We start from the raw sequence: 23,943 nt of genomic DNA, 5'->3' as shown, positions 1-23,943 counted from the left end.
CTGGCCGGGATGTGTGACTGCGCGCCAGTAATCAGAGCGATTCAGCCGTCACGCTTTCACATCGCGTAATATGAAATGGCTACCCTGTCTGTGCCAGCCTTTGCTAGCATAACGACAGAAACGCGCAATCGGACTGGAGACTATGCGAATTTTTATCATGCGTCATGGCGAAGCACAGCATTTTGCCCCAAGTGACGCGGAGCGGCCCCTGACAGCCCAGGGCATGATGTATTCCCGACAGATGGCCAAGCAGTTAGCGAGTCATCTGGACGGGCAGCTTGATCTGGTGTGGGTCAGCCCGTATCTGCGCGCTCAGCAAACCTGGCAGGAAATGTCAGATGAGCTGCCTGTGCCAAAGACTCTGATGACGGTCGATGATATCACGCCCTACGGTGACGCCAGTCAGGTTGCGGATTACCTCAAAGCCGTGATTGCGCTGGAAAAGCCGAAAACGGTTCTGCTGGTGTCGCATTTACCGCTGGTGGGCTATCTGAGTGCTGAGCTGGTGCCTGGATTACAGCCGCTGATGTTCCGCACTTCATCCATTGCCGCAGTGGATTTTCATCCTGAAGGGGAACCGTCCGCCTTATTATGGCAGGAGAACCCTGTCGAAGCTGTTCAGCCGAATCACCATTGATGGGCTGCGGGACGCAGTTTTACCTTGCCAGCCTGTCCTGATTCGACAGGTCTGGTACAATGAACGATAAAAATAAAGACTGATAAATTAAGTGGTTATGAAAAAAATAGCATTCGTATTGCTTAGCTGTCTGGGACTGACGGCTTGCGCGACAAACATGGTGACACCCAATATTGTCGCCAACGGGGCGATCAAATGGGCAAATGGTGTGAGAGAAGAGATGAATATTTCTCAAACCGGCAGCACCTTAACCTTTGTGAGCCCGCCTTCTATGCTGAATCCGGGGGGTATCACCATTTTTTCCCGTATCGACAGTGCCCGTAACGGTAACTGTGAGCACTATTACAACGAAGGCTCGGTCAAAGTACGGATGCAGGTGTGTGATACCGGCGAAGTCACTCTGATCCAGGATGGCCAAGTGGTGAACGTCGGTTCATTGTCTCAGGCTGTGTATTGATCAGATAAAAGCAGCACTGCTGAGCGAGGCGTCAGGCGCAGTTGCCTGACACGCTTTCGTTTCGAGATAGGAAATTGCTTTACCGCTCGGGCACTTCAATCAGCACTAACAGGGCGCCGGCGCCACCAAACTCCAGCGGCGCCTGGTGAAATGCCATCACATCCGGATGCTGTGCCAGCCAGAGTGGCGCTTTTTGCTTCAGAATATGTTTGCCGATCCCGTGCATCACGCAGGCGCACGACACCCCGTCTTTAATGCAGGCCGCAATCATGGCCGCCAACTCACGTTTGGCTTCTTTTTGTGTCATGCCATGCATATCCAGAAAAATATCCGGCACATAGACACCGCGCCGTAACTTTTTCACTTCATACTTGGAAACGCCGGATCGGGCATATTGCATCGGGCCATGTTCGCTCAGATGAGGTTCGAACTCGTCAGAGAAATAAAACTCGTGATTATGGCTCTCTTTGGCATTCACATTGCGCTTATCGGCTTTCGGGCTCTGTCGGCGCGAAGTGATTATGGTATCATGCGACAACTTTTTAATGCCCTTCACTGCATCCCGAAAGAGCGAGAAATCGTCTTCCAGTGCAGGGTCTTTTTTACTCATAATGAATTTCCAACTACTTTATCGCGGTATTGTAGCGCCATTTGGAGGCTATTTTGGATAAGATTTTTGTCGACGAAGCTGTCAACGAACTTCACACACTGCAGGATATGCTACGTTGGACCGTCAGCCGATTCAACGATGCAGGTCTGTTTTATGGCCATGGCACTGACAATGCGTGGGATGAAGCGGTGCAGCTGGTGCTGCCGACCCTGCATCTGCCGATTGATATTCCGGCTGACGCGCGCTTCTCGCGCCTGACCAGCAGCGAGCGCCGAACGATTGTCGAGCGCGTGGTTCGCCGGGTGACTGAACGCACCCCTGTGTCTTACCTGACCAATAAAGCCTGGTTCTGTGGCCTGGAATTTTTCGTCGACGAGCGTGTGCTGGTGCCTCGCTCACCGATTGGCGAGCTGATTGATAACGGCTTCGAACCTTTCCTGACCCGTGAACCCACCCGTATCATGGACTTGTGTACCGGCAGCGGCTGTATCGGTATCGCCTGTGCCTATGCGTTCCCGGAAGCCGAGGTGGATCTGGTAGATATTTCTACCGATGCCCTGGCCGTGGCCGAGCAGAATATTCACGACCACGGTCTGGAACAGCAGGTAATCCCGCTGCATTCGGATCTGCTGCGTGACGTACCCAAAGACAAGTACGACATCATCGTGTCCAATCCGCCTTATGTGGATCAGGAAGATATGGACAGCCTGCCGGAAGAATTCCGCCATGAGCCGGAACTCGGCCTGGCCGCCGGTTTTGACGGTCTGGATCTGGTGCGCCGTATTCTGGCCAATGCCCCGGACTATCTGGCCGACGACGGTATTCTGATCTGTGAAGTGGGCAACTCCATGATTCACATGGAAGCGCAGTACCCGCACATTCCGTTCACCTGGCTGGAATTTGAAAACGGCGGCCACGGCGTCTTCATGATGACCCGTGAACAGCTGGTCGATTGTGCCGGCGACTTCGCCGACTACAAAGACTGATCTCTGCTTCACCGCACTTAAATAACGAAACAGCCAGATTGCGATCTGGCTGTTTTTGTATCTGCTGATTTTGTCAGGCATGACTTTGCGGTTGATCGCAAAAACGGCGTTTCGTTTTTTCACTCCGGCAGTCGAGGCCTAAACATGATGCAAGTATGCCAGGCGCTTATTTATCTCCGTACCAACAATCAATTAAAAAAGGAACTTAAGATGAGTCAGATTCAATCAAAACATGGATTCGCTCTGGGAGTTGTGCTGACAACGTTATCCATGACCCTGTCCGGATTTGCATCGGCGGCTGATCAAACAGGGACGACACAGCTGATCATCAATGATGGCAAGCAGGATCAGCTGGCCGAGGATGTAAAAGCAACGTCAGATTCACTGGAAAAAAGCGCTGTTCAGAAAGAAGCGTCACAAGAGCAATTAACGTATCCTGATGCGGATGAAGAGAAACATCAGCAGGACAGCCAGAAGGGGCATTCATCATACGGCAATACAGCAGTTTCTGATTGAATTCATAACGCGCAGAAATCTCAGGGGGCGCTGAGCGTCCTCTGAAGATTGCAAAGACCACAATTTCCGTGCCGAGTCCCTCTCAAGAAATATAATGCGATGACGCATCTCTGACGAACAGACGGGCGTGGTTGCTTGTTGCAAGCGCACAAGTGCAGCCAGGCTAATACCGGATAATCTGGTTATGTCTTCATTGACAGTTCTTATCACCTCCCCGCGAAACTTGCCCTAAACCACAAAGTTGACACTGCGATGTTATGTTTTAGTGAAACCTATCCCATATGCCAATAATATGTCTGACTCATCAGACGAAAATACCCTGCTTACGTGACTTCACTGTCAGGGGCGGTAGCGTACCTAAGCGCATCAAGCCGAGTTTACCGAACGGGACGTGGCACAAGATGACTCCTTGGCCTCTGGGATGCGTCCGATGAATATCGAAAACGGATTGAGCATGCACCAGTTTCTGGATCACTTTTGGATATCTGATTGGGTTGAGGGGAGGAGGGTTTGAACATCAGCACCTGCTTTGATGGAGTGATAGGACGTGAGGTTGTTAACTTGCCGAATGTAAAGGGGTTTTTGTTTAATCTGTTTTATATCAAGTGGTTAAGGTATAGGTTGGTCGGGTTATTCGACCGAGTTATATGGGATGGTGTTGTAGAACAAAGAGTTATATTTTTAAGGGGATTTTAATGAACGTCTATTTTTCGGACTATTTTTCTGTTTCAAAGGACGACCTCGAAGAGTATGGTGCGTTTAATGTCTCCTTGATCAATGACCTGCCTGTATTTATAGATCCGTTTTTGCTCTTTAATAGCGATAATCCGGAATATCAGAATTTGCATGATGAAATCATAAAGTATATTGGATTTCTCCGTGATATGTCAGAGGCTGGGAAGATCTCTAAAGGATTGATTCGACACTGGTTCTTATTCCCTGAAGTAAAACAAAATTGGCTAGGTTTCAGCAAAGTGGGAAATGGTGGATCTGGCCTAGGTCCGGGATTTGCAAACGCGCTAAATGAAAACCTTAGTAACATATTCAATAATTTTGGATCAGAGAAGATAACGAAAAGTAGTCACTTAGAAAAGCTATGTCTTATTAAGGAAGGAGTTGGAAAAGATAGCATAAGCGATTTCACTACCAATCTTATAAAGTCGTACTTGTGCGAATACACACAAGACTTTGCTCAAAAACATGTCGATTCGTCGCGAACTAAGTCAGTTATGGTCCCGCATGCGGAGTTTAATTATCAAACTCGTCGTTGGACGTCAAAAAGATATACGTTACCTTTTATAGATGGTGATTATGTATTGCTGACGCCAAAAGACATCCTTACCAAGGATGATGCATGGATTAACAAGCACGACATAATCGGTGATTTTGATGACATTATCGCGGCTATCCCCAATGTAGAGTTAAGAGATCAAGTAAACGACTATTTCCTTCGCCGGGTTCCAGAAGACGCTAAACAGCGTGAAATCAATGAGGCCATAGCGAAGACGTTAAGGAACTTCCCTGAGCTGATTGACCGCTACATCCGGCTTAAGGAAGACACAGGTGATCAAGCTGTTGCATTGAGTGAACAAAAGGTCCAAGAAATTGAGACGGTTTTCATTCGCCAAGTAGCTAACTTAATTGAGAACTTGAAGGGTAAAAGCAGTTTTTATGAGACATCTGACGATACACATGATGAAGCGTACAATCGCGTTCTATTTTTAAAGCAAGTTATTGAAAATAATGATGGCTACCGAATTTTTTATTCTAGTGGTCAACCAATCAAGCGTGAGTCGGACCTTCAGCTTATGTTTCGACTGACCTGGTACGCTTCGAAAGATGACGTTAATACTGAAGTCAATAATGGTCGCGGTCCGGTCGACTACAAAATATCCAGAGGGTCGAAAGATAGCACCCTTGTAGAGTTCAAACTGGCAAGCAATTCCAAGCTGAAGCAAAATCTGGCAAAACAAGTTGAGGTGTATAAGGCGGCAAACCAAACGAAGAAATCCATTAAAGTGATTTTGTATTTTAGCGACAGCGATCTATTTCGAGTTCAGAAGATAATGAAAGAATTAGAACTCAAAGAAGGTAAGGAATTGGTTTTAATAGATGCACAAACGACGAACAAGCCGTCTGGATCAAATGCAAGGTAAAATCAAACCATATTGGATGGGTGAGCATTGTAAAAACGGAAAAACGGAAAAACGGAAAAACTATTGTTTACTTATGGCGGTATCAAAAATATAAAAATAAGGATATGTGTAGTTCAGCCGTTACTTTATCCAGGAAAATGATGAATCGAATTCTTGCATTAATACTTATATTCACGTCTTCGATTGGGGTAGCCGGTGAAATTGTCGATCACAATAGAAATCGGATTATTCCAGTTGAGACTTCGTTTCCACCGAGCAGCTTTGACTGCTCTATTGACTCAAAGTGCCCAGTTATCTTCTTGAGTGCAGGCTATAGTGTTTCTCATCAAAAGTACCAGTTCCTGACAGATCTGTTTTCTGATCTCGGCTATTTGGTTGTCGCTATCGGACACGAACTGCCGAGTGATCCTCCGTTATCTGTATTAGGCAATTTATTTGAAACTCGCTCAGAAAACTGGATAAGAGGCTCTCGAACACTAAAAGTCGTGAGGCAGGATCTTCAAGCTAAATACCCCGAATACAGCTTTGATAGCTTAGTTTTGGTTGGTCATTCAAACGGGGGCGATATATCAGCTTGGCTAACTCGTGAATCGCCTTCATACGTAAGCCAAATCATTACCTTAGATCATCGCCGCGTTCCTCTTCCCAGAACTAAGGACATCAAAGTGTTGTCTGTCCGAGCTAGCGACTTTGAAGCTGATTATGGTGTTTTACTTACCAATACTGAACAAGTGCAATACGGTAGTTGCATTATAAAGATTCCTAATGCTCGACATAATGACATGACTGATTATGGTCCTATATGGCTTAAATCGAATATTCAGAAAATTGTTCGTGGCTGGTTAAACGAAGCATCGTGCGGCTTATAGGAATATTAAACGAATTATGATATCAATTGCGTCTTTTGCCCTCATCTTTTTCACTGAGGCTCCCATGATCTTTAGCGTAAAGCTGAGCTTAGCTAAATCTCAGGCTCAGTAATGAAAGGTACCGCAGGCTTCCATCCCGATAATCGCGGGTGGGATATTAGCAAACGTCTCAAGGACTTTTGACAGTGTGATTGATTTGTGGATTAAAATTTTGCCTTGGTGAACCTCACCAGGGTACGAAACTGTATTTGGCTAAATAAATGACATGGATAAGATGGTGATAGGGTGGCCTCCGGTTAGTCTGGAGTCAGACATCCTTGGTGTGACATAGCTTGATTAGATCAAGTCCATGCCATTTGTCATATATGAATAAGGAAATTTTTATGACATTTTCTGATCGTGAAAGAGAAGTGCTTTTGGCTGTGAAAGGTGTTGGCCCGACTGTGATCAAAAGATTTGAGGAAATTGGAATTAACACACTGTCTGATTTAGCGACCTATCAGGTTGATGAAATCGCTGAAATGGTGGCTTCTATGTTACGAACCACGTGCTGGAAAAATAGCCCCCAAGCTAAAGCTGCTATTGCGGCTGCAATTTTATGTGCCAAAGAAAGTGTATAACATACCAAGGGTCTTGTTTGTGCCGGGGTGTTCAGTTTTCTGTTAACGGTTTCAGTGAAAAGGCGGCGAACTGTTATTGCTCTATGTGTCGTAAATTTCATGGTGCAGCCTTCGGAACCTTGGTTGGGGTGCAGGGCTTAAACTGGCTTTTATCCCTCATTCCTTTCTGTAGACGGCTGTGATCCTGTGGTCACCGGTAAATGTTACAGGAGTTTCATGGTACAGAAGTTATTGTCAGCGATTTCAATTTATCGGGGCTTGCCGAGTAATATCTATTATCTGGCGTTAGCTCGAATGATTTTAGGAATGGGTAATTTCATCATTCCATTTTTAGTCTTACTTTTAACAGATAAGCTGGGTTATTCAGCCACGGTCGCAGGCTCTCTGGCTATGGGAGTGACAGGGACTTATCTTTTGGGGAGTTTTTTAGGCGGGAAGCTATCAGATGTATTTGGGCATAAACAGGTCATGGTATTTGGTGAGTTTATAGGTGCTATATTACTCATTTTGTGTGGCTTTTTTCCTGAATCATCTGTGTTAGTTCCGGTGTTTTTATTTGTGTCTTATTTCTTTGTGGGTTTGTCATTGCCGGCAAGTAACGCTTTAGTTGCAGACCTTTCTAATATGCATAATCGTGATGCGGTGATGTCTTTGAGTTATCTCGCATATAATTTTGGCTCTGCATTAGGTCCAATCATAGCGGGGTATTTATTCTGGCATCATACGGAATGGATATTTTTTGGTAATGGCTTTGCTGCATTGTTTGGGGTTTTGATTGTGGCTGTTTTTATTCAGGTACAACCAGAAAATGAAGCAATTAACGAAAATGAGTTAGAACAGCCTGTTGACGGAACCATATGGGGTGTTTTGAGTGCAAGACCAAGGCTTATATTATTTACGCTACTTTGTGGCCTGTTGTGGTACTCTTTACATCAAATGACAATGGCAAGCCCATTATATTTAAGTCATATGTTTGGTGAATCTGGCCCAATCATATTTGGCCAGTTAATGACCTATGCGTGTGTGCTGGTCGTGCTTATTACGCCTCTTTTAATGAAACTTACGTCGAGTAAAGCAGAGACTGTCAGTTTGGCCTATGCTGGCTTAATGTTTGCTTTTGGATATATGCTGGTGATGCTTTTTCCAACTATTCCTGTACATTTTCTGGCTTGGCTGTTTTTATCTTCCGGGGAAGTATTGTTACTGACAAAAGAGGGAATATATTTGGCGAATAACTCTCCGTCCAGTCACAGAGGAAGAATTCAAGGAGTACTTGTGACGCTCAGGAGTCTCTTGGTTATGCCAAGCTTTGTCGTTGTCGGATATTTTATTGATCGTTATGGTTACAGTGTTACTTGGTCTAGTGTGATTGTGATTTCAATTTTTTCTGCTGTTGGTTTCTATTTGATGAACAATATTAATAACAACCAGAAATCAGTCATAATTGAAAACAGGGAGTCAATATGAATTAATATGGCGTCAATAGAATTTTTTGGTGAGGGCTACATCTCCGTATATATGATGTTGATGCTTGGTATGTGATGGTTTCAATCTTTAAACATAATTTTAAACTAGGATGCAGTATGTCTCAAAGTTTTATATTAGCCGTTTTTCAGGGGCCAAAAGATGTTGTTATGGCACAACGGATTGTAAAAGTATCTGTTTACGTGTCGATATTAATGGTTTTTATATCAGCGGCTTTAGCCATCGCTGGTTTGTTTCAAACAAGTTCAGATGCCAGAATTCAATACATGTTGGATCCCTGGATGCTGATTGATGTTTTCTTACTGAGTGTTTTAACCTTTTTCTCTACAAACGGAAGCTATGGGCAGCAATTGTCTTTTTAATCTATCATTTGGTGAATTCGATTATAATCTACATCGAGTTAGAACAGTTTCCGGGTGCACTTGGTTTCTTGAAATTAATCTTATTTATGGCTGCTGTACGTTCGGTTTATATGATTAATAAAGAAAGTAAAAAAGATAAAACAGATCAGATGCTAAATGAGGAAACAGCTTAGAGATTTTTACAGGTAATGAATTCAAATACCCTTAAATAACATCAAAGAACCTAAAGGAAATTCTGGATATTCTAACGAATTCTTGTGTCAGTCTTTGGGTTTTCATTTTCTTCTCGCAAGGAAAGATGAACGCATAGATACCAATGCAGAGGTTTGGCGTCAATTCTATGAAAAAGCGCTGGTTCGTTCTTATTTAAATAGAACTTATTTTGCCGCAAAGATAAATGAGTCGAGTCTGGTTGCCAATATTACTGTGATTCTCTAGTGTTCAAATTTTAGTGTCTTTTCCTATGCTTCCTAAAAATTGAGAGACACATCATGGCTGATGAATACGAAAATGATATCCAGGTATTTTCCTAAGCGCTACAGTTCGGAGAAAAAATGCAGTTATCTAAAGCGTTTCAATATAAACAATGGGCCAATGCGGAGTTGCTTCAATTAGGAGAGCTGCAATTTTCAAAATTACCCGAAGTTGATGCCACTTTTTTCGTTCGGATTTTAAATCATACCACCGTTGTCGATAGTCTGTTCATCAGTCGAATTATCGGAGAACCTGAAAAATACAGTGGTGATAATACAGTAGAAACCCCTTCCTTATCCGAATTGCGTCAGACCATGAATGAGCATGACTCATGGCTTGTCAATTATACGCAGTCAGCCACGCCGGAAGAGCTCAAGCGCCTTGTTTCGTTCAAGTTTATTGATGGAGCCTTCGGGCAACTCACCGTTGAAGAAATCTTGCTGCATTTACTGACACATGGCAGTAATCACCGTGGTATGGCCTCAAGAGTGTTAGCCGAAAATGGTCTTGAACGTCCAAAAGATACATTGACGCGTTATCTGCATGAAACAGAGCCCACAAGAAGAGCGCGTGCTGGCACCGAATACTGATGGGCTTCATCGAAGACAAAAGGGGCAGTCAACGCATGGGATTTCCAGTGCGGTCAAGTTTGAAGAGAGGGCGATGTCACTCGTTATACAACAAGGAGGGAAACGTAAGATGAGCAACATATACCAAGGGTCTTGTTTGTGCCGGGGCGTTCAGTTTTCTGTTAGCGGTTTCAGTGAACAGGCAGCGAACTGTTATTGCACAATGTGTCGTAAATTTCATGGGGCTGCTTTTGGAACCCTGGTTGGGGTGCAGGGTTTAAACTGGCTTTCAGGAGAGCACTTGCTGAAAGCGTTTGTTGCGCCCAATGGCACGATTCGAACCTTTTGTTTCCATTGCGGTTCCAGTTTAGGTTTTCGCGTGAAAAATGCGACACCGAATGACATTGAGTTAGCAATCTCTACGTTTGACGACGATATACCCGTCAAAGTTGATGCTCAAATTTACACCGCATACAAGCCAAACTGGTGTCAATTGCATTCCAATTTACAGACGTTTTCCGAAGGGCGCGAAGGTTAGGTGTGCGTGGTTGTCTGATGCGGGTTATCTTTTGTTGTCGGTCAAATATCTCGATCAGGGATAAACAATAAAATCAGTTTTCATCAGCCCAAACAGGGAGTCAGAAAACAATGGACGAGATTAATTATCTGCTCATTATTGTGTCTGCTTTCGCAGCGATTGCCAGTCCAGGACCTGCGACGCTGGCGATAGCCGGTGCCTCTATGAAACACGGACGTTATCTGGGATTATCGCTGGCCGCCGGCGTGCTTACCGGTTCATTGTTGTGGTCTGCTTTTGCCGCGTTTGGTCTGGCAGCTTTAATGCATACGAATGTGTGGCTTTTGGAAACGCTGAGGTACTGCGGGGCGTTGTATTTGCTGTATTTAGCATGGAAGTCGTTACGATCCGCTTTTCAATCGGCTTCGTTAGAACTGCCAGACAGTCAGATATCGACAGCAAAAGGCAATTACTTAAAAGGTCTGCTGATTCATCTGACGAACCCCAAAGCCGTGTTGTTTTTTGGCGCTCTGTATTCCATGGGCGTACCAGCAGCGGCCGGACCCGCTGATCTGATCTCTGTCATTCTTGTGGTTGGTTTGGTCAGTGCATCCGTTTTTCTGGGTTACGCAGCGCTTTTTTCCCGCTCAGGGATCCGGCAGCTTTACCTCAGGTCCAAAAGGGGATTTGAAAGTCTGTTTGCACTGTTTTTCGGAGCCGCCAGTTTGAAGTTGCTGCTCGGTGCGAGTGGAAAATAAGCTTTACTGTGATATGAGCAATTGATAGGGCTTGGCTCGCAAGTCTGGTAAAATCGCCGTTCTCCAGCAATCGTGTTGATTGCCATGGCATACCTAAGACTAGGATCTATTTTGACCAATAATGATATCTTGCGTCGTGTACGCGATACCTTTGATTTTAAAAACGAGACGATAATTGAAATCTTCGCGATGGCGGATTTCAGCGCAACCGAAGCACAGGTTGCGGGTTGGTTAGAAAAAGACGCTGCTGAGACCTTCATCAAGCTGACTGACACAGAGTTAGCCGTGTTTCTGAATGGGCTGATCAATTTCAAACGGGGTAAGCGCGATGGCGAGCAACCCAAGCCGGAAGAGCACCTGAACAACAATATGGTGTTCCAGAAATTACGTATTGCATTGAATTTAAAAGCGGAAGATATTCTTGAGTTGCTGCAGACGGTTGGTGTGAGCTTAAGCAAGCATGAGCTGAGTGCCTTTTTCCGCAAACCAGACAACAAGCACTTCCGGGAATGTAAAGACGACGTCCTTCGTCAATTTTTATCTGCTGTTCAGCGCCAGTCAGGTGCCAACGCTAGCGGTACAGAATCCGGCGCCTAATGATAAATCCATAGCTTCCCCTGTTCTGTTCGGAACAGACTGATGATGGCGTCAATCACTGAACTGAAGATGGATGACTCCGCTTGGTTCACGATTTGACGCCATTTCGCCACATTGCCCCAGGCGGTCTTCAACTTTCTCTCTTCTATGCTATCGTTTGCAAACGACATTCTCTTCACGTTCAGAAATAGAAAGGAAATCGAATGACAAGTCGCGTTTATGTGTTGGCACAATTTAAACCCAAAGCAGGCAAAGAAGCCGAACTGTTTGACGTTCTAAAAGCGCTGGAGCCGGATTCGCTTCGTGAGGAAGGCTGCGTGCAATACATCCTGACCCGCCAGATCGACCACCCGAGTGCAACAAGAAACGACTATCCCATCGTCTTTAACGAAATCTGGGCAAGCGCTGAAGACTGGTCTGCCCATGGCCGCCGGCAACAAATTCAACACTTTTTCGAAACTCAGGTGAAAGCAGAATCAGGCTTGGTTGACGATGCAATCGTGACGGCCTATTCCGATGAAGGGTACAACTTTGACGCCCCTGTTTTCGACTAACCGCTGCGTATAGTGCTCATCTTGCTTTGTGTTCACCGCAAGCGGCTCAGCGGAGTGTGTGTCGCTTGCGTTGTTTTTCTCACCGCCGCCGAACAGGCCCACCCGGCAGTATGACCCGATACATGATAGAGCGGTCTGGACTATTCTTACGAGGCAAGTCTTACGTGAAGTGAGGCATTGCAGAATCGGACGGGGTGGCAGGTGCATGGCTGATGAAAAAGGTGAAAAACTTTCCAGAGAGCATCGACCGGAGGTGATCAGAGAAAGGCTGAATAGGCCTGCGAAGGAAAATCTTGCGTCAGATGTTGTTCTCGGGGGGATTGACGGCTGCGTGACCACCTTTGCTGTGGTATCCGGCGTCGTTGGCGCGGGATTTTCGCCGGTTGTTGCTCTGGTTCTGGGGTTTGCAAATTTGCTCGCTGATGGTTTCAGTATGGCTGTCAGCAACTATGAATCGATTAAAACCCAGGGCGAATTTATTAAAAGTATTCGCGATCAAGAACAGGAACACATCGATAAAATACCTGAAGGCGAAAGGGAAGAAATCCGGCAAATCTTCAAAAATAAAGGCTTCTCCGGCGAGACGCTGGAAAAGATTGTAGACACCATCAGCGCCGATCAGCAATTATGGATAGATACCATGCTCATTGAGGAGCATGGGGTGCAAAAAACGAATCGGAATCCTGTCAAGGCAGCCATCGCCACTTTTGTGTCGTTTGTGCTGATTGGCTCTGTGCCGTTGATCCCCTTTATGATGCCCGGCTTAGAAAAGTCTGTGCAGTTTGCCGGCAGCGCCTGTCTTGCCGCACTCATGTTTTTTTCCATTGGTGCTTTGAAAAGCCGGCTCTTCGCCAAGCCCGTCTTTATTGCCGGAATCAGCACGCTTTTTACTGGTGGCGTCGCTGCCTCGCTGGCCTTTCTGGTCGGTTACGTCCTCCGGGAAATCTTTGGGATCGTGGCGCTGTAGGGGCATCTCATCTGGGCATAGCCCCTAAAAAGCTTCGTATCAACCATGGTCCTGATGTTATTTCAGTCGAGTTTTCAAAGTGGGCTCAATGCTGCAATCGAACATGCCGCAATAGATTATGGATTACGCAATGATCTGACATCATGGCATATCCGGTATTCGATCACCGGGTGTAAACCCGAATATGTGTCGCTCATTCGGTCAGGTTGACCATTCATTATTTGTAGGGCGATCCAATCAAAGAAACTTGGATGCTTCCCCGTCTGATGAAGTCAGAAAATTCAGATATGCTCACCCTTCAGTGCACTGATTACCAAGAAGAGATTCTTTTTTCGGTACCCTTTCGCTAGTTCGGCTGATCGATGAAGAGAATGTTGTTATCTCGCATCTGGCATAAAAGTAGGTGCAAAAAATAAGCAGGAACAAATCATGAGTCATTTTATCAATACAGGCCTTGATCCGAATAGCGGGACGCAAGAACTTATCTATATCGATCCTGAACATGGTGCGCCACGGGTTTATTACCTCAGCCCGAATAGCGATGAAGCGAATTTAAATCTGGTTTGGGCCACTGCGTTGTTGAAAGCCAAAGGCAATATCAATCTGACCGGTTTTTTCAGTGCCGAACCTGGTTATGAGCGGTGCCGTATCGCTTATGACCGTAGTGGTTGTTTATATCTGGTGGATGAGAAAAATCAAAAGGCAGACTTTATTTATGACTACGGCATCGATCATATCCGGGCGGTCATTCTCTCTGATGGCCGGACACTGGCTGTTTTGTTTGAACCGGAGTGGGCTGACAACCATAGAGTGGAATTCTGGCAGTTTAGCGGCACCAAACTGAGCCGTTCCTATCCGGTAGAGCTGGACTGTTCTGCTGATGAAGACGAGGACAATGACGAGCCATCGGGCAATCTGTTGCCCCTGTACGAGATTCAATTTGATGACTTTCTCTTCGCGGGGCCGGATAACAGTCTGATTCTTTATGCCTGTGGTGAGCGCAGTTTTACCGACCTGAAAAATCGTCCGCTGCAATTTCTGATGCGGATCGATCTGAACCTGCCCCAGGGGAAAGCCAGTATTCGTGTTCAGCGGCTGGAGACGCCGCCGAAGCGATGGAAGCCGGAGAAGTGCTGTATTGCCGTGGATATCAACCGTGGCCTGCTGGCAATGCCCGGCATGGCAATTGAAACGACAGCCAGTCATGACAAGGGCCAGCCAGGCTACCGCCAGCAGGTCAATCTGATTGATTTGAACCGTATTCCGCCCGCAGGAGAAGCGCCGTTACCTGTGCAAGAGCTGATGTTACAGATACCGGTGCGTTGCTATACCGCACAGGAGCTGGGCAGTCGTTTTGATCCGGAAAATCAAAGAGATCAGGCCGCATTGATCCAAGGCATCACGAGTGTGCAGTTCAGTGAGCAGGACGATGCCTTCTGGGTTTGCTGGCACGATCATGCCGTACGCAAAACGGCCCTGAATGGCCAGTGGCGTTCCCCGGTTCTGGCTGTTGCCGATAAAGCGGATCCGGAGCGCATCCGTTCGTCTCGGAGCGAGACATGTCTGCTGCAGGCGATGCCTTCTCCGACCAAGCCGAGGATCCTGCTGGGCGGCTGGCATGATTTATATACCCTGAGGTTATCGACACAACAGCTGGCCGCTCTGGCAATGACAAGTCCAAGTGCAGCGCTTGAGGACTGGTCTGCGGTGCAGGAAGAGGTCTGTGACTGGGGAGATAACTGGTCTCAGCCACATAAGCAAAGTGACGCGCAGAAACTGCATCTGGCGCTGTTGGGGAAGCGGAAGACCAGAGTTGCCGATTTCGGGTCTGAGCAGGCGCTGGGGGCTGCGCTCTATTACCTGTCGCTGAAATGCAGTGATATGGCGAACTTTTGTACCGGCAATCACCTGATCCTCGCTTTTACAGACGGGAAAGAAGTCTGGAATGAAGCACAGTTTTTCAGCACAGTGATCCAGCTGTCTTTTGAATCAACTGCAGAATTGATGGCAGATATTCTGAACAGTTTTATCGCTTACGAAGGTGCTGATTATTGTTTCAGTGAAAATGAAAAACCGGCACTGGCAGATTGCGCGCTGCATCTTGGCTTATCTGACAGTCGTTGGCTGCCGCTGATTAGTCGTTACCTGAATGCCATCGACCCGGATCATGAAGCGTTTTTTACCGGGGAGGGAATCCACCTGCTGGAATCACGCCACGGCAATAGCCCTGAATGGGACAGCTTTTATCAGTCTCTGCCTGACACGATGGCCTGCCACGAAGAAGACTTTGAGTTTGAGGATGAGGACGAAGACGAAGAGGACAATGATGCTCCCCTGCGTTCGGATGAAGAAGTACGTGCCAGCATACCTGCTGAGCTGCTGGCGAAACTCGCTGTCAAAGAGCAAGAAGCCAGGGACGCTTACCAGCACCAGATTGATCGGGTAAATGAAGCTGAGAGCCAGGCGCAGATTGGCGAGCTGCTTGATGAGTGGCTGAACGAAAGCCATCAGGCTTATATTGACCCGGAGATTGCCAGTATTGATTACACCTCGCGCTTTCATGAACGGTTCAAAACCGAAGCGCACCTGGCCCTGGAAGCTGAGATCGAAAGCTACTTTACCGACTCGATGGACAGCTTCGCCGTCTCGGAAGGCGATTATTATGATCTGGATATCGATACCTTTCTGGATGCCTTGTTTGAAAAGGCGGAGGCATTGCAATGCTGGGACGCGCTGGAGCGTTATCTGAAAGCCCAAATTCAGTGGCTGGATGAAAACAGCGAAGGGAACGCCTGGTATATTGATGAAACCCCTTACGGTAACTACGCCGCAGAAGCCTTGCTGCGCCATGACGCAAGTTATGGTCCGCTTTATGCGCAATACCTGACCACATTGCGTCTGGCTGTGCCAGAAGAAACTGTGGGCGAATTTCTGCGCGAGATCATCCCTGAGCTGGGGATCAGCGCAGACACTTATCCAATCATTCTTGCCCGCCTGACCTTTGCAGCAGACCAGCATGGCCGAGAAGATTTTTACGACTGGTGTGAGACGCTGCCGATCCGTGACTGGTTGTATGAGCACAATCAGCTTGAGTTATTTATGGCTGCTGTTCGGGCATATGCTGAGCAGCATCATCTTGACGACGATGATGTGAAAGAAAGTGTGGATGAGATCCGGGAAATGTTGCAACTCGAAGATCCTGCGCAGCAGGCACTCCTGAGAGAACATTCCCAGGCTGAGTTATTACAAGCGCTGTATCTGCAGCGCCATGAGCTTTATCAGCAGGAACTCAACCGGATTGCCGGTATTGACTCCCCAAAGGCAATGGCAGCAGCGCTGAGCCGCTGGCAGGAAGAGCTTCGTCATCCTGATGCGCGTGTCTCACTGGATCCTCTGTGTTACGACTACGAAAAACGGTTTGAACTGCGATTTATGGGACAGGAGATCCGCCAGTTGGAGCAATCCATGGATAAAAGCCTGCTCGAACAGCTCGATCTGAAAAAGCCTAAAATTTATGGTTCTGCGATTCCTTATTGCCTGTTCGACAAAGCCAAAGCGCTGGGGTCCTGGGAAGTGCTGGAAACCTATCTGAAAGATCAGATTCGCTGGTATCAGGACAATCAGGTCAGTTCGGCGTTTTACATCGAAGAGCTGCCTTATGGTCATTATGCCGCCGGTATGCTGGCCGAAGCACACAGCCGCTATATTCCGCTCTATGTCGAATACCTGAAAGCTTTGTCTGTCATCACTGAGTACAAAGGAACCGGAGAGCAAATTGATGATCTGTTTGATCATTATTGCCGATACAAAGAGGGGATTCACGGCGGCTTTGAGGTTTTCCTGCCGGTGATACAAGCCAGACTGACTCATGCGCGGGGCGAATGCTGGGCGGAGAGTGTCCGCGACTGGTGTGAGGATTATGGGTTAGCGCAATGGCTGGATAGCAACCGGGAAGCTGCAGAAAAGTTGCGCGAGCAGGTTCAATATGAACTGATGCAGCAGGGTTATGATCAGGAAGAGATCAACAGCACCCTGGCGTTCATCGGCAACCCCGGTTGAGAGTGATTCTCCGGGCGAATTGAACTGTATTCGTTCAGATGAGGGCAGATCTTGTTTTCAGCGTTGGACAGAAACAGGATTTGCCCGCAATCAGACATTATCGTCCCTGAATATTTCTGAATAGTTCATCACTCAGCTCGCGCAACACACCAGGTGCGGGGCAGGTGTGAGAATAGGCGCGAATGCCGTAAATACCCATCACCAGATAGCGGGCGAGCTCTTGCGCGCTGCGGTTACCCGCGATTTCCCCATCGCGAATGGCTTGTGCAAATTTGCAGGCGAAGCGTTGCTCCCAATCTTTCAGCTTGTGGCTGATCAGGTGCTCAATTTCTTTATCGTCCTGTGCCAGTTCGCTCAGGGCTTTTTGCAACAGGCAATCTTTAATCTTTTCCTGCTCGCATTCGATCACCATTTGCTCCAGATAGGCTGCAATACCCGCCATGGCGGACGGCTGATTCTCAAACAGTGCCTGAAACGCGAGATCCCGTTCTTTTTGGTACTGCTCCAGTGCCGCGACCAGCAAGCCGCGCTTATTGGTAAATGCACAGTAGATCGACCCCGGATGCAGCCCGGTGGCCTGCTTGAGATCCTGCATGCTGGTTTTGCTGTAACCCTTGGCGATAAAGGCATCCATCGCGGAATGTAACACCGTTTCGCGGTCAAATTCGGCGCTGCGCATCTATTTTCTCTTATCCATGTGGCCTGCAGGGATTTTATCCGATCTTGAATGAGCATTCAAAAAATACTTGAACGCTCATTCAAGATCGTCTAACTTGAATGGGCGTTCAAGAAATGATCACAGGGTGTCCCTAATGGAAAATTTGTTTCAACCTCTCGCACTGAATCGCTCTATCACACTGAAAAACCGTATTCTGATGGCGCCTTTAACCCGCTGTATGGCGGATGATGAACTGGTGCCGACTCAGGCGATGGCTGATTACTACGCCCGTCGTGCGGATATTGGTCTGATTATCTCAGAAGCAACCATTATTCGGCCGGATGGGCAGGGCTATCCGAACACGCCAGGGCTGTTTACGCCGGCACAAATTGCGGGCTGGCGTAACGTCACCGATAAAGTCCATGACAATGGCGGCAAAATCTTCGCTCAGCTCTGGCATACCGGCCGGGTCGCGCATCCGCACTTCTTTGGCGGCGGTGATGTGCTGGCCCCTTCTGCGCTGGGTGTGGAAGGCACAGTACCGCGGATGCGGGAACTGAGCTACATGGTTCCGAAAGCGGCGACCAAAGAAGAAATTGAAGAACTGGTTGCCGACTACGCCCAGGCGGCGATTAATGCACTGGAAGCGGGTTTTGACGGTGTCGAAATCCACGGTGCGAACGGCTATCTGATCGATCAGTTCCTGCACTACAGCAGCAACGTACGTGACGATGAATTCGGCGGCAGCCCAGAAAACATGGCGCGTTTCCCGCTGGCCGTGGTGGATGCTGTAGTGAATGCCATCGGCGAAGACCGCACGGCGCTGCGCCTGTCACCGGGGGCTTACTTTAATATTGATGCTGATGCCCGCGATCGCGAGGTGTTTGACTATCTGCTGGCTGAGCTGGAAACCCGTCATCTGGCGTTCCTGCATGTGGGCGTGTTTGACGACAGTATGGCATTTGATTATCTGGGCGGCACGGCTTCTGAGTATATGCGCTCACGTTACAGCAAGACGCTGGTTGGCGTGGGTGGTTTTACACCGGAAAGCGGCAGCCAGGCGATTGCCAGTGGTAAGTTCGACTTGCTGGCGATTGGCCGTCCCTTGATTGCCAATCCCGATTATGTCGCCAAAGTCCGAGCCGGCGAAGCACTGACCGAATACTCCGATACCATGCTGGCCGAGCTGGTATAAGCAAAGTTTTACCTTGTTATATAAATCGAACGGAAGGCTTTGCCTTCCGTTTTTTTTGGGTGAGCAAAACCGCCTTTTGAATCTGACCCGTCGCACTTTTTCCATCGGCTGCTTGAATCGGTCACAGGGAGAAGCCGTGCAATGATTGGTAATGTGTATAAAGTGAGTCACGTCAGTCTCCCCGGTAAGCCACACTCTGTCATGGGTTCTGTAACTGATATAACAAGGATACCAAGATGAGTGTTTTACTGGATCAAGCAAGACTGTTTTTCGAAGCGTGTGAAACAGGAAAAGGCTGGCAAGTGTGTAAAACCTATTGTCATCCAGATGCAACTTTCTCATCGCAAACAGCGGTGCTTGCTGAGGTGAATACGCTGCAGGCATATACTGAATGGATGAAAGATCTATTCACGCCGTTACCGGATGGCCGTTATGATCTTAAGTTTTTTGCGGAAGATGAGAAACGGTCATCGGTTGCCGCTTATGCCGTTTTCCATGGCACCAGCAGTGGTCCGGGTGGACCGGTTGATCCGACAGGAAAAACGGTTGAAGCGGACTATGTTTATGTGATGCAATTTGAAGGTAATCTGATTCGGCATATGACGAAAATATGGAACGATGGCATCAGTCTCCAGCAGTTGGGGTGGATGTAACGCTGACAACCTAAGGCAGTCACCAGCGGTGAAAAGCGACAAAATTGAGGTTCATTAGGGAAGATGACAGTGAAAGAAATGAAACGCCCGCAGGATTTGGCGCGTTTACGGCGCCTGGCTTTGGGTGCACAGGGATTACTTCAGGCTCAGCCTTACGGACGAGGTCTGGCCGGTGCGCGTAACGCGATTAACCATTTAGGTTATGTGCAGATCGACACCATCTCTGTGGTGGAGCGCGCCCATCATCATGTCATTCATTCCAGAGTGCCTCAGTTCAAGCCCGAGATGACCAACCAAATGTTGCTGAACGGCGATATTTTTGAATACTGGTCGCATGCGGCAGCTTTTCTGCCCATGGCTGATTTTCGCTTTTCCCTGCCTTATAAACAGGCCATCAAAAGCGGGCAGACCCACTGGTACCGGGAACGGGATCAGAAACTGATGGGGGAGTTAGTGGCCCGTATTCGTTCGGACGGCCCGCTTCGCTCCAGAGATATCGAAACCAAAGCGAAAAAACGCGCAGGCTGGTGGGACTGGAAACCCGCCAAGAAAGCGCTCGAACAGCTGTATATGGAAGGTGACCTGATGGTCAGCAGTCGCGAAGGCTTTCAGAAAACTTATGATTTAACCGAGCGGGTGCTGCCCTCCCATGTGGACACCCAAATGCCAGAGACGGCTGATTTTGCGGCGCATTTGCTGGAGCGCCAGCTGCGCAGCCATGGGCTGATGTCCGTGAAAGGGCTGACGTATCTGCGCCGCAGTACCGATTTGCGCAAAGCGGTGAAAGCGTTAGTGCAGGAAAAGCTGGCGCTGGGCGCGCTGGAACAAGTGAAAGTCAGCAGTGGAGAAATCTTTGTGATGGAAGCCGGGGCACTGGATCGTCCGGCTCCCCGGCTGAATCAGCGCATGCTGATCCTGTCTCCGTTCGATAATGCCGTGATCCAGCGCGACCGGCTCAAATCGCTGTTTGACTATGACTACCAGATTGAATGCTATGTGCCTGAAGCCAAGCGTCAGTATGGCTATTTCTGTCTGCCGTTACTGTATCGCGGTGAATTTATTGGCCGGATGGATTGTAAAGCGCACCGAAAAATCAGCCACCTGGAAATCAAATCCCTGCATCTTGAAAACCATCGCTTTGATGCAGACCAGCTGATTGCGGCCTTTGCTGCGGCTGTCGCGCAGTTTTGTGATTTTCAGGCGTGCAGCACAGTGTCTCTGACTCAGGCTCATCCCAAACCGCTTGAGTCACCCTTGCAGTGTGCCCTGAAGGCGCTGGAAGAAAAGCAGGAATCCGCAACAGATCGCTGAAAAAGCCACAGGTCGCTGAAAAAGAAGGGCAGCCGCCTGCGTATGAAGATCAGGTTTTTGTCGTTCATAGGCAGGTCGCTGCAAGATGCTCAGGCAAAGGTACTCAGGTAACGATACTCAGGTAACGATACTCAGGTATAGTTAGCCACAGCACTTTTTGTATTTTTTACCGCTGCCGCAAGAGCAAGGATCGTTGCGGTTGGGTGTCTTTTCAAAGGTGATGGTGGCGGGCTTGTTCAGCAGCGTATCCAGCGCAACCGTGTTTTCTTTCTGAGTGGCATCGACAACAATATCGGCCACGATCGCGTGCTCAGCAACCAGCGCCTCAATCTCCGCTTTACGTGCTTCCGTGTTCACCACGACAGAAACGGGCGCTTCTTCAGTACCAGCTTTGACGCCACGGTTTACGTTATAGCCAGACTGCGCATGGTTTTGCATTACATCCCTGCGGCCTTTGAAAAAAATTTTGACATTGGAGGTTTATCACTCGTTGGTATGACGTAACAGAGCGGCGATTATACGCATAAATGGTCATTGATAAAGCAGTGATCAAACAAACCCGGTAAGAAAACGCCCTTCAGGGAATGACTGAAAGGCTGCACGCAGATTACCTAAAATGGAGGGCTGTTTTTCCGGTGAGGCCGGCTTGATTACAGTCCGTACCCGCCATTGACGTCCAGCACAGCATTACGCATGGCCAGCGATTGCTCGGAAAGCAAAAAGGCGATGGCACCGATTTGGTCTTCTGCGGACATCACTCTGCCCAATGGCGTGTTATCCAGTGAGGTAAACAAGGCGTGTTGCTGCTCAGTGGTCATGCCGGCTTTAGACTGAATCTCGGTCGCGGTAACCCCTGGGCGAACCGAATTGATCCGAATACCCTGCGGCGCGAATTCGAGATTGGCGACACGGGCAATCGCCTCAAAGGCGGCTTTACTGGCAGAATATACTGCGCTGTTGGCAAACGCCGTGTTGACGACAATGCTGGACACAAACACCACACTGGAAGGGTTGTTGAGGATCGGATGAAGCTGCTGCAGCGTCAGCCACGGCCCTTTGGTGTTGATGTCCATGGTCAGGTCAAACGCTTCTTCTGTGGTCGTCAGTATGGATTCGGGGTAGAAAACACCCGCGTTCAGCACCAGACCATCGAGCTGAATGTTGTCACGTTTCAGTGTGGCCGCAAGCTGTTTAATGTGTTCTGAACGGGCGCTGTCTGCCACATATCCGGTGCAGCCAATCGCTTTTGTTACGGTATCAATTCTGGCTTGATCACGACCTGTGATGATGACCTGGTGGCCGCACTGAACCAGATGTTCCGCCAGTGCCCGCCCGATACCGGCGGTGCCGCCAGTGATTAACATTGTTTTTCCTTTCATGGTATTTCTCCTGACTGTGATCTTGTCTCTAGCTGTGCGAACAGCGTAACAGCTTGATCTGTTGCCAATAAGGTACCAATATGTCCACATACTGATGCCAAAAGAGAAACAAACAGGAATGGATATGTCCTATCTGAACTTGCCGCTGCTGCACGTCTTCCATCTGGTGGCAGAGCGCGGCAGCTTTCAGGCTGCAGCGACTGAACTGCACTTACCGCGATCTTCGGTCAGCAAGAAAATTCGCCAGCTTGAGCAGTTTATTGGTCAGCCTTTGCTGCACCGTTCCACCAGACAACTGCAGCTGACGGATGTTGGCCGAAACCTCTTGCTGGGCACCGGTGATCTCAGGGCGGTATTATCGAACTTGCATGGGATCATTGACGAAACGCAACAGACGCCGAAAGGGCGGGTGAAAATCAGTGCCAGTATTCTGATGGGGCAGCGCTTTGTGGTGCCGGTACTGAAACAGCTGCGCCAGACGTATCCTGATATTGTGATTGAACTGAGCTTAGATGATCAGACGGTCGACTTGCTGGATGCGAAAATTGATATTGCCATTCGTATTGGTCAGCTACCGGATTCTTCCCTGATTGCCCGAAAAATCGGGGATAAACACTGGGGATGGTTTGCCTCGCCGCGTTACCTTGCTGAGCGGGGCCACCCTCAAGCACCGCATGAGCTGGCGCAGCACGATTGCCTGGTATTTGAAAATACGACTAGTCGCTTCAATTTCTGGCCGTTTCAGAACGCGAACGGCGACACAGAAACGGTTGAAGTGGCCGCGGCAATCAAAACCGACAACAGCCGGGCTTTGGTCGATATGGCATCTGAAGGGCTGGGGATTATGATGGTTGACCCTGCTTTCGTGCAGCAAGAGTGTCAGCAGAATCTGTTAGTGCCTGTGCTGACAGACTGGCGCCACCCAGAGCGCAGTCCGATACAGCTGGTCTGTGTCGGTGAACGGACCAAAGCATCGCAGGCGGTCTGGCAGTTTCTGCTGGCGCACTGGCCGGGGTAAAGCCATTCTCGGTAGTCAATGAAGAAAAGGAGAGTCAGGTATGTATCAGGGTCAGTGTCATTGCGGCAATGTCCGGTTAACCATTGCGCGACTCACAGAAACCGCCACGCGCTGTAATTGTTCGCTCTGTCACCGTTATGGGGCATTGTGGGGATATCTGACTGAGTCTGAGGTGGAGATTCAGGTGGGGGAATCCGGTACCGAATATTATGAACATGGTGATAAGTGCATTCATTTTCATCGCTGCAAACGCTGTGGCTGCGTGACACATTATTCCTCGGCGCCAGCATCCGGCAGTGATCGGCTCGCAGTAAATTACAGTATGTTTTCAGCCCGGGAGATCAGACCGATTCGTATCCGGTTGTTTGATGGGGCGGATACCTGGCAGTTTATTGACGAGTGAGTGAGCCAAAGTGCACTGATCAGGTCAATTGAACGAGCGCCAGCGCATTGAGCCTGATTTAGCAGACTGGCTGATGTGACAGACCGCAATAAAAAGGAAAGTGACTTTACTGTGACTTTCCTTTTTTCTTTTC

General features: G+C 48.3%; 27 protein-coding genes. 22 read left to right on the top strand and 5 right to left on the bottom strand.

The annotated features are described in order from the left end of the window. The first annotated feature begins 142 nt into the window (after positions 1–142). Entirely contained in the window at positions 143–637 is a 495-nt protein-coding gene (gene sixA, locus P4S53_RS08965; protein ID WP_337112417.1) for a phosphohistidine phosphatase SixA, read from the top strand. A gap of 97 nt (positions 638–734) precedes the next feature. Then, a complete protein-coding gene (locus tag P4S53_RS08960) occupies positions 735–1,094 on the top strand; it encodes a hypothetical protein (protein WP_337112416.1) in 360 nt (119 codons plus the stop codon). A 79-nt stretch (positions 1,095–1,173) separates the two neighbouring features. Here the strand turns inward: P4S53_RS08960 and smrB are convergent, their stop codons facing one another. Beyond that, entirely contained in the window at positions 1,174–1,704 is a 531-nt protein-coding gene (smrB, locus tag P4S53_RS08955; protein ID WP_192014737.1) for an endonuclease SmrB, read from the bottom strand. Positions 1,705–1,757: 53 nt separating this feature from the next. Here smrB and prmB point away from each other — a divergent pair, with 53 nt between their 5' ends. The 12 genes from prmB (at position 1,758) to P4S53_RS08900 (ending at position 11,613) form a co-directional block, all read left to right on the top strand. After that, on the top strand, positions 1,758–2,690 hold the full coding sequence (gene prmB / locus P4S53_RS08950; RefSeq protein WP_192014738.1) for a 50S ribosomal protein L3 N(5)-glutamine methyltransferase: 933 nt from the start codon (positions 1,758–1,760) through the stop codon (positions 2,688–2,690). A 210-nt stretch (positions 2,691–2,900) separates the two neighbouring features. After that, positions 2,901–3,206, top strand: a complete 306-nt coding sequence (locus tag P4S53_RS08945; RefSeq protein ID WP_337112415.1) for a hypothetical protein — start codon at positions 2,901–2,903, stop codon at positions 3,204–3,206. Positions 3,207–3,901: 695 nt separating this feature from the next. After that, complete coding sequence (locus tag P4S53_RS08940) at positions 3,902–5,362, top strand: hypothetical protein (RefSeq protein ID WP_337112414.1); 1,461 nt, start codon at positions 3,902–3,904, stop codon at positions 5,360–5,362. 140 nt (positions 5,363–5,502) lie between these two features. Continuing rightward, positions 5,503–6,231 (top strand): alpha/beta hydrolase, encoded by a 729-nt coding sequence (locus P4S53_RS08935; protein ID WP_337112413.1) that lies wholly within the window; start codon positions 5,503–5,505, stop codon positions 6,229–6,231. A gap of 383 nt (positions 6,232–6,614) precedes the next feature. Then, a complete protein-coding gene (locus P4S53_RS08930) occupies positions 6,615–6,851 on the top strand; it encodes a helix-hairpin-helix domain-containing protein (RefSeq protein WP_337112412.1) in 237 nt (78 codons plus the stop codon). After that, positions 6,830–7,033 carry a GFA family protein gene (locus P4S53_RS22645; RefSeq protein WP_442958652.1) on the top strand — a complete coding sequence of 68 codons (204 nt, stop codon included), beginning with the start codon at positions 6,830–6,832 and terminating at the stop codon, positions 7,031–7,033. Before P4S53_RS08930 ends, P4S53_RS22645 begins: the two co-directional genes overlap by 22 nt. Before the next feature lie 34 nt (positions 7,034–7,067). Next, positions 7,068–8,318 carry an MFS transporter gene (locus tag P4S53_RS08925; protein ID WP_337112411.1) on the top strand — a complete coding sequence of 417 codons (1,251 nt, stop codon included), beginning with the start codon at positions 7,068–7,070 and terminating at the stop codon, positions 8,316–8,318. A gap of 116 nt (positions 8,319–8,434) precedes the next feature. Next, positions 8,435–8,698: a hypothetical protein gene (locus P4S53_RS08920; RefSeq protein ID WP_337112410.1), complete on the top strand. Its 264-nt coding sequence runs from the start codon at positions 8,435–8,437 to the stop codon at positions 8,696–8,698. 554 nt (positions 8,699–9,252) lie between these two features. Next, complete coding sequence (locus tag P4S53_RS08915) at positions 9,253–9,762, top strand: DinB family protein (RefSeq protein ID WP_337112409.1); 510 nt, start codon at positions 9,253–9,255, stop codon at positions 9,760–9,762. A gap of 109 nt (positions 9,763–9,871) precedes the next feature. Next, complete coding sequence (locus P4S53_RS08910) at positions 9,872–10,279, top strand: GFA family protein (RefSeq protein ID WP_337112408.1); 408 nt, start codon at positions 9,872–9,874, stop codon at positions 10,277–10,279. A gap of 110 nt (positions 10,280–10,389) precedes the next feature. Then, complete coding sequence (locus P4S53_RS08905) at positions 10,390–11,016, top strand: LysE family translocator (protein ID WP_337112407.1); 627 nt, start codon at positions 10,390–10,392, stop codon at positions 11,014–11,016. Between the two features lie 111 nt (positions 11,017–11,127). Beyond that, the gene (locus tag P4S53_RS08900; protein ID WP_337112427.1) at positions 11,128–11,613 is read left to right on the top strand and encodes a DUF1456 family protein; all 486 of its coding nucleotides are present in this window, start codon (positions 11,128–11,130) and stop codon (positions 11,611–11,613) included. On the opposite strand, the gene P4S53_RS08895 is transcribed toward P4S53_RS08900, so the two are convergent. Further along, positions 11,610–11,747, bottom strand: a complete 138-nt coding sequence (locus P4S53_RS08895) for a hypothetical protein (protein WP_337112406.1) — start codon at positions 11,745–11,747, stop codon at positions 11,610–11,612. The two genes, P4S53_RS08900 and P4S53_RS08895, sit on opposite strands and share 4 nt — an antisense overlap. A 69-nt stretch (positions 11,748–11,816) precedes the next feature. Between P4S53_RS08895 and P4S53_RS08890 the strand changes: the two genes are divergently transcribed. The 3 genes from P4S53_RS08890 (at position 11,817) to P4S53_RS08880 (ending at position 17,193) form a co-directional block, all read left to right on the top strand. Further along, positions 11,817–12,167, top strand: a complete 351-nt coding sequence (locus P4S53_RS08890) for a putative quinol monooxygenase (protein WP_337112405.1) — start codon at positions 11,817–11,819, stop codon at positions 12,165–12,167. 205 nt (positions 12,168–12,372) lie between these two features. Further along, complete coding sequence (locus tag P4S53_RS08885) at positions 12,373–13,134, top strand: VIT1/CCC1 transporter family protein (protein WP_337112404.1); 762 nt, start codon at positions 12,373–12,375, stop codon at positions 13,132–13,134. A gap of 429 nt (positions 13,135–13,563) precedes the next feature. Beyond that, a complete protein-coding gene (locus P4S53_RS08880) occupies positions 13,564–17,193 on the top strand; it encodes a hypothetical protein (RefSeq protein ID WP_337112403.1) in 3,630 nt (1,209 codons plus the stop codon). A 97-nt stretch (positions 17,194–17,290) separates the two neighbouring features. Here P4S53_RS08880 and P4S53_RS08875 read toward each other — a convergent pair whose 3' ends face one another. Continuing rightward, positions 17,291–17,872 (bottom strand): TetR/AcrR family transcriptional regulator, encoded by a 582-nt coding sequence (locus P4S53_RS08875; RefSeq protein ID WP_337112402.1) that lies wholly within the window; start codon positions 17,870–17,872, stop codon positions 17,291–17,293. A 133-nt stretch (positions 17,873–18,005) separates the two neighbouring features. Here P4S53_RS08875 and P4S53_RS08870 point away from each other — a divergent pair, with 133 nt between their 5' ends. The 3 genes from P4S53_RS08870 to P4S53_RS08860 all read left to right on the top strand — a co-directional run bounded on the left by P4S53_RS08870 (position 18,006) and on the right by P4S53_RS08860 (position 21,010). Next, positions 18,006–19,046, top strand: a complete 1,041-nt coding sequence (locus P4S53_RS08870; protein ID WP_337112401.1) for an alkene reductase — start codon at positions 18,006–18,008, stop codon at positions 19,044–19,046. Positions 19,047–19,282: 236 nt separating this feature from the next. After that, on the top strand, positions 19,283–19,699 hold the full coding sequence (locus P4S53_RS08865) for an ester cyclase (protein WP_337112400.1): 417 nt from the start codon (positions 19,283–19,285) through the stop codon (positions 19,697–19,699). A gap of 78 nt (positions 19,700–19,777) precedes the next feature. Then, positions 19,778–21,010 carry a winged helix-turn-helix domain-containing protein gene (locus P4S53_RS08860; protein ID WP_337112426.1) on the top strand — a complete coding sequence of 411 codons (1,233 nt, stop codon included), beginning with the start codon at positions 19,778–19,780 and terminating at the stop codon, positions 21,008–21,010. Positions 21,011–21,151: 141 nt separating this feature from the next. Here P4S53_RS08860 and P4S53_RS08855 read toward each other — a convergent pair whose 3' ends face one another. Further along, positions 21,152–21,475, bottom strand: coding sequence for a PBPRA1643 family SWIM/SEC-C metal-binding motif protein (locus tag P4S53_RS08855; protein WP_337112425.1), 324 nt, complete (start codon positions 21,473–21,475; stop codon positions 21,152–21,154). Positions 21,476–21,660: 185 nt separating this feature from the next. Next, positions 21,661–22,389 (bottom strand): SDR family NAD(P)-dependent oxidoreductase, encoded by a 729-nt coding sequence (locus tag P4S53_RS08850; protein WP_337112399.1) that lies wholly within the window; start codon positions 22,387–22,389, stop codon positions 21,661–21,663. 124 nt (positions 22,390–22,513) lie between these two features. Between P4S53_RS08850 and P4S53_RS08845 the strand changes: the two genes are divergently transcribed. Together P4S53_RS08845 and P4S53_RS08840 are read left to right on the top strand one after the other, a co-directional pair. Continuing rightward, the gene (locus P4S53_RS08845) at positions 22,514–23,407 is read left to right on the top strand and encodes a LysR family transcriptional regulator (RefSeq protein WP_337112398.1); all 894 of its coding nucleotides are present in this window, start codon (positions 22,514–22,516) and stop codon (positions 23,405–23,407) included. 40 nt (positions 23,408–23,447) lie between these two features. Next, a complete protein-coding gene (locus tag P4S53_RS08840) occupies positions 23,448–23,810 on the top strand; it encodes a GFA family protein (RefSeq protein WP_337112397.1) in 363 nt (120 codons plus the stop codon). Positions 23,811–23,943: the final 133 nt, after the last annotated feature.

The sequence above is a fragment of the Photobacterium sp. Hal280 genome (assembly GCF_037162255.1).
Taxonomy (GTDB): domain Bacteria; phylum Pseudomonadota; class Gammaproteobacteria; order Enterobacterales; family Vibrionaceae; genus Photobacterium.
This window is presented reverse-complemented; position numbering and strand designations above follow the sequence as displayed.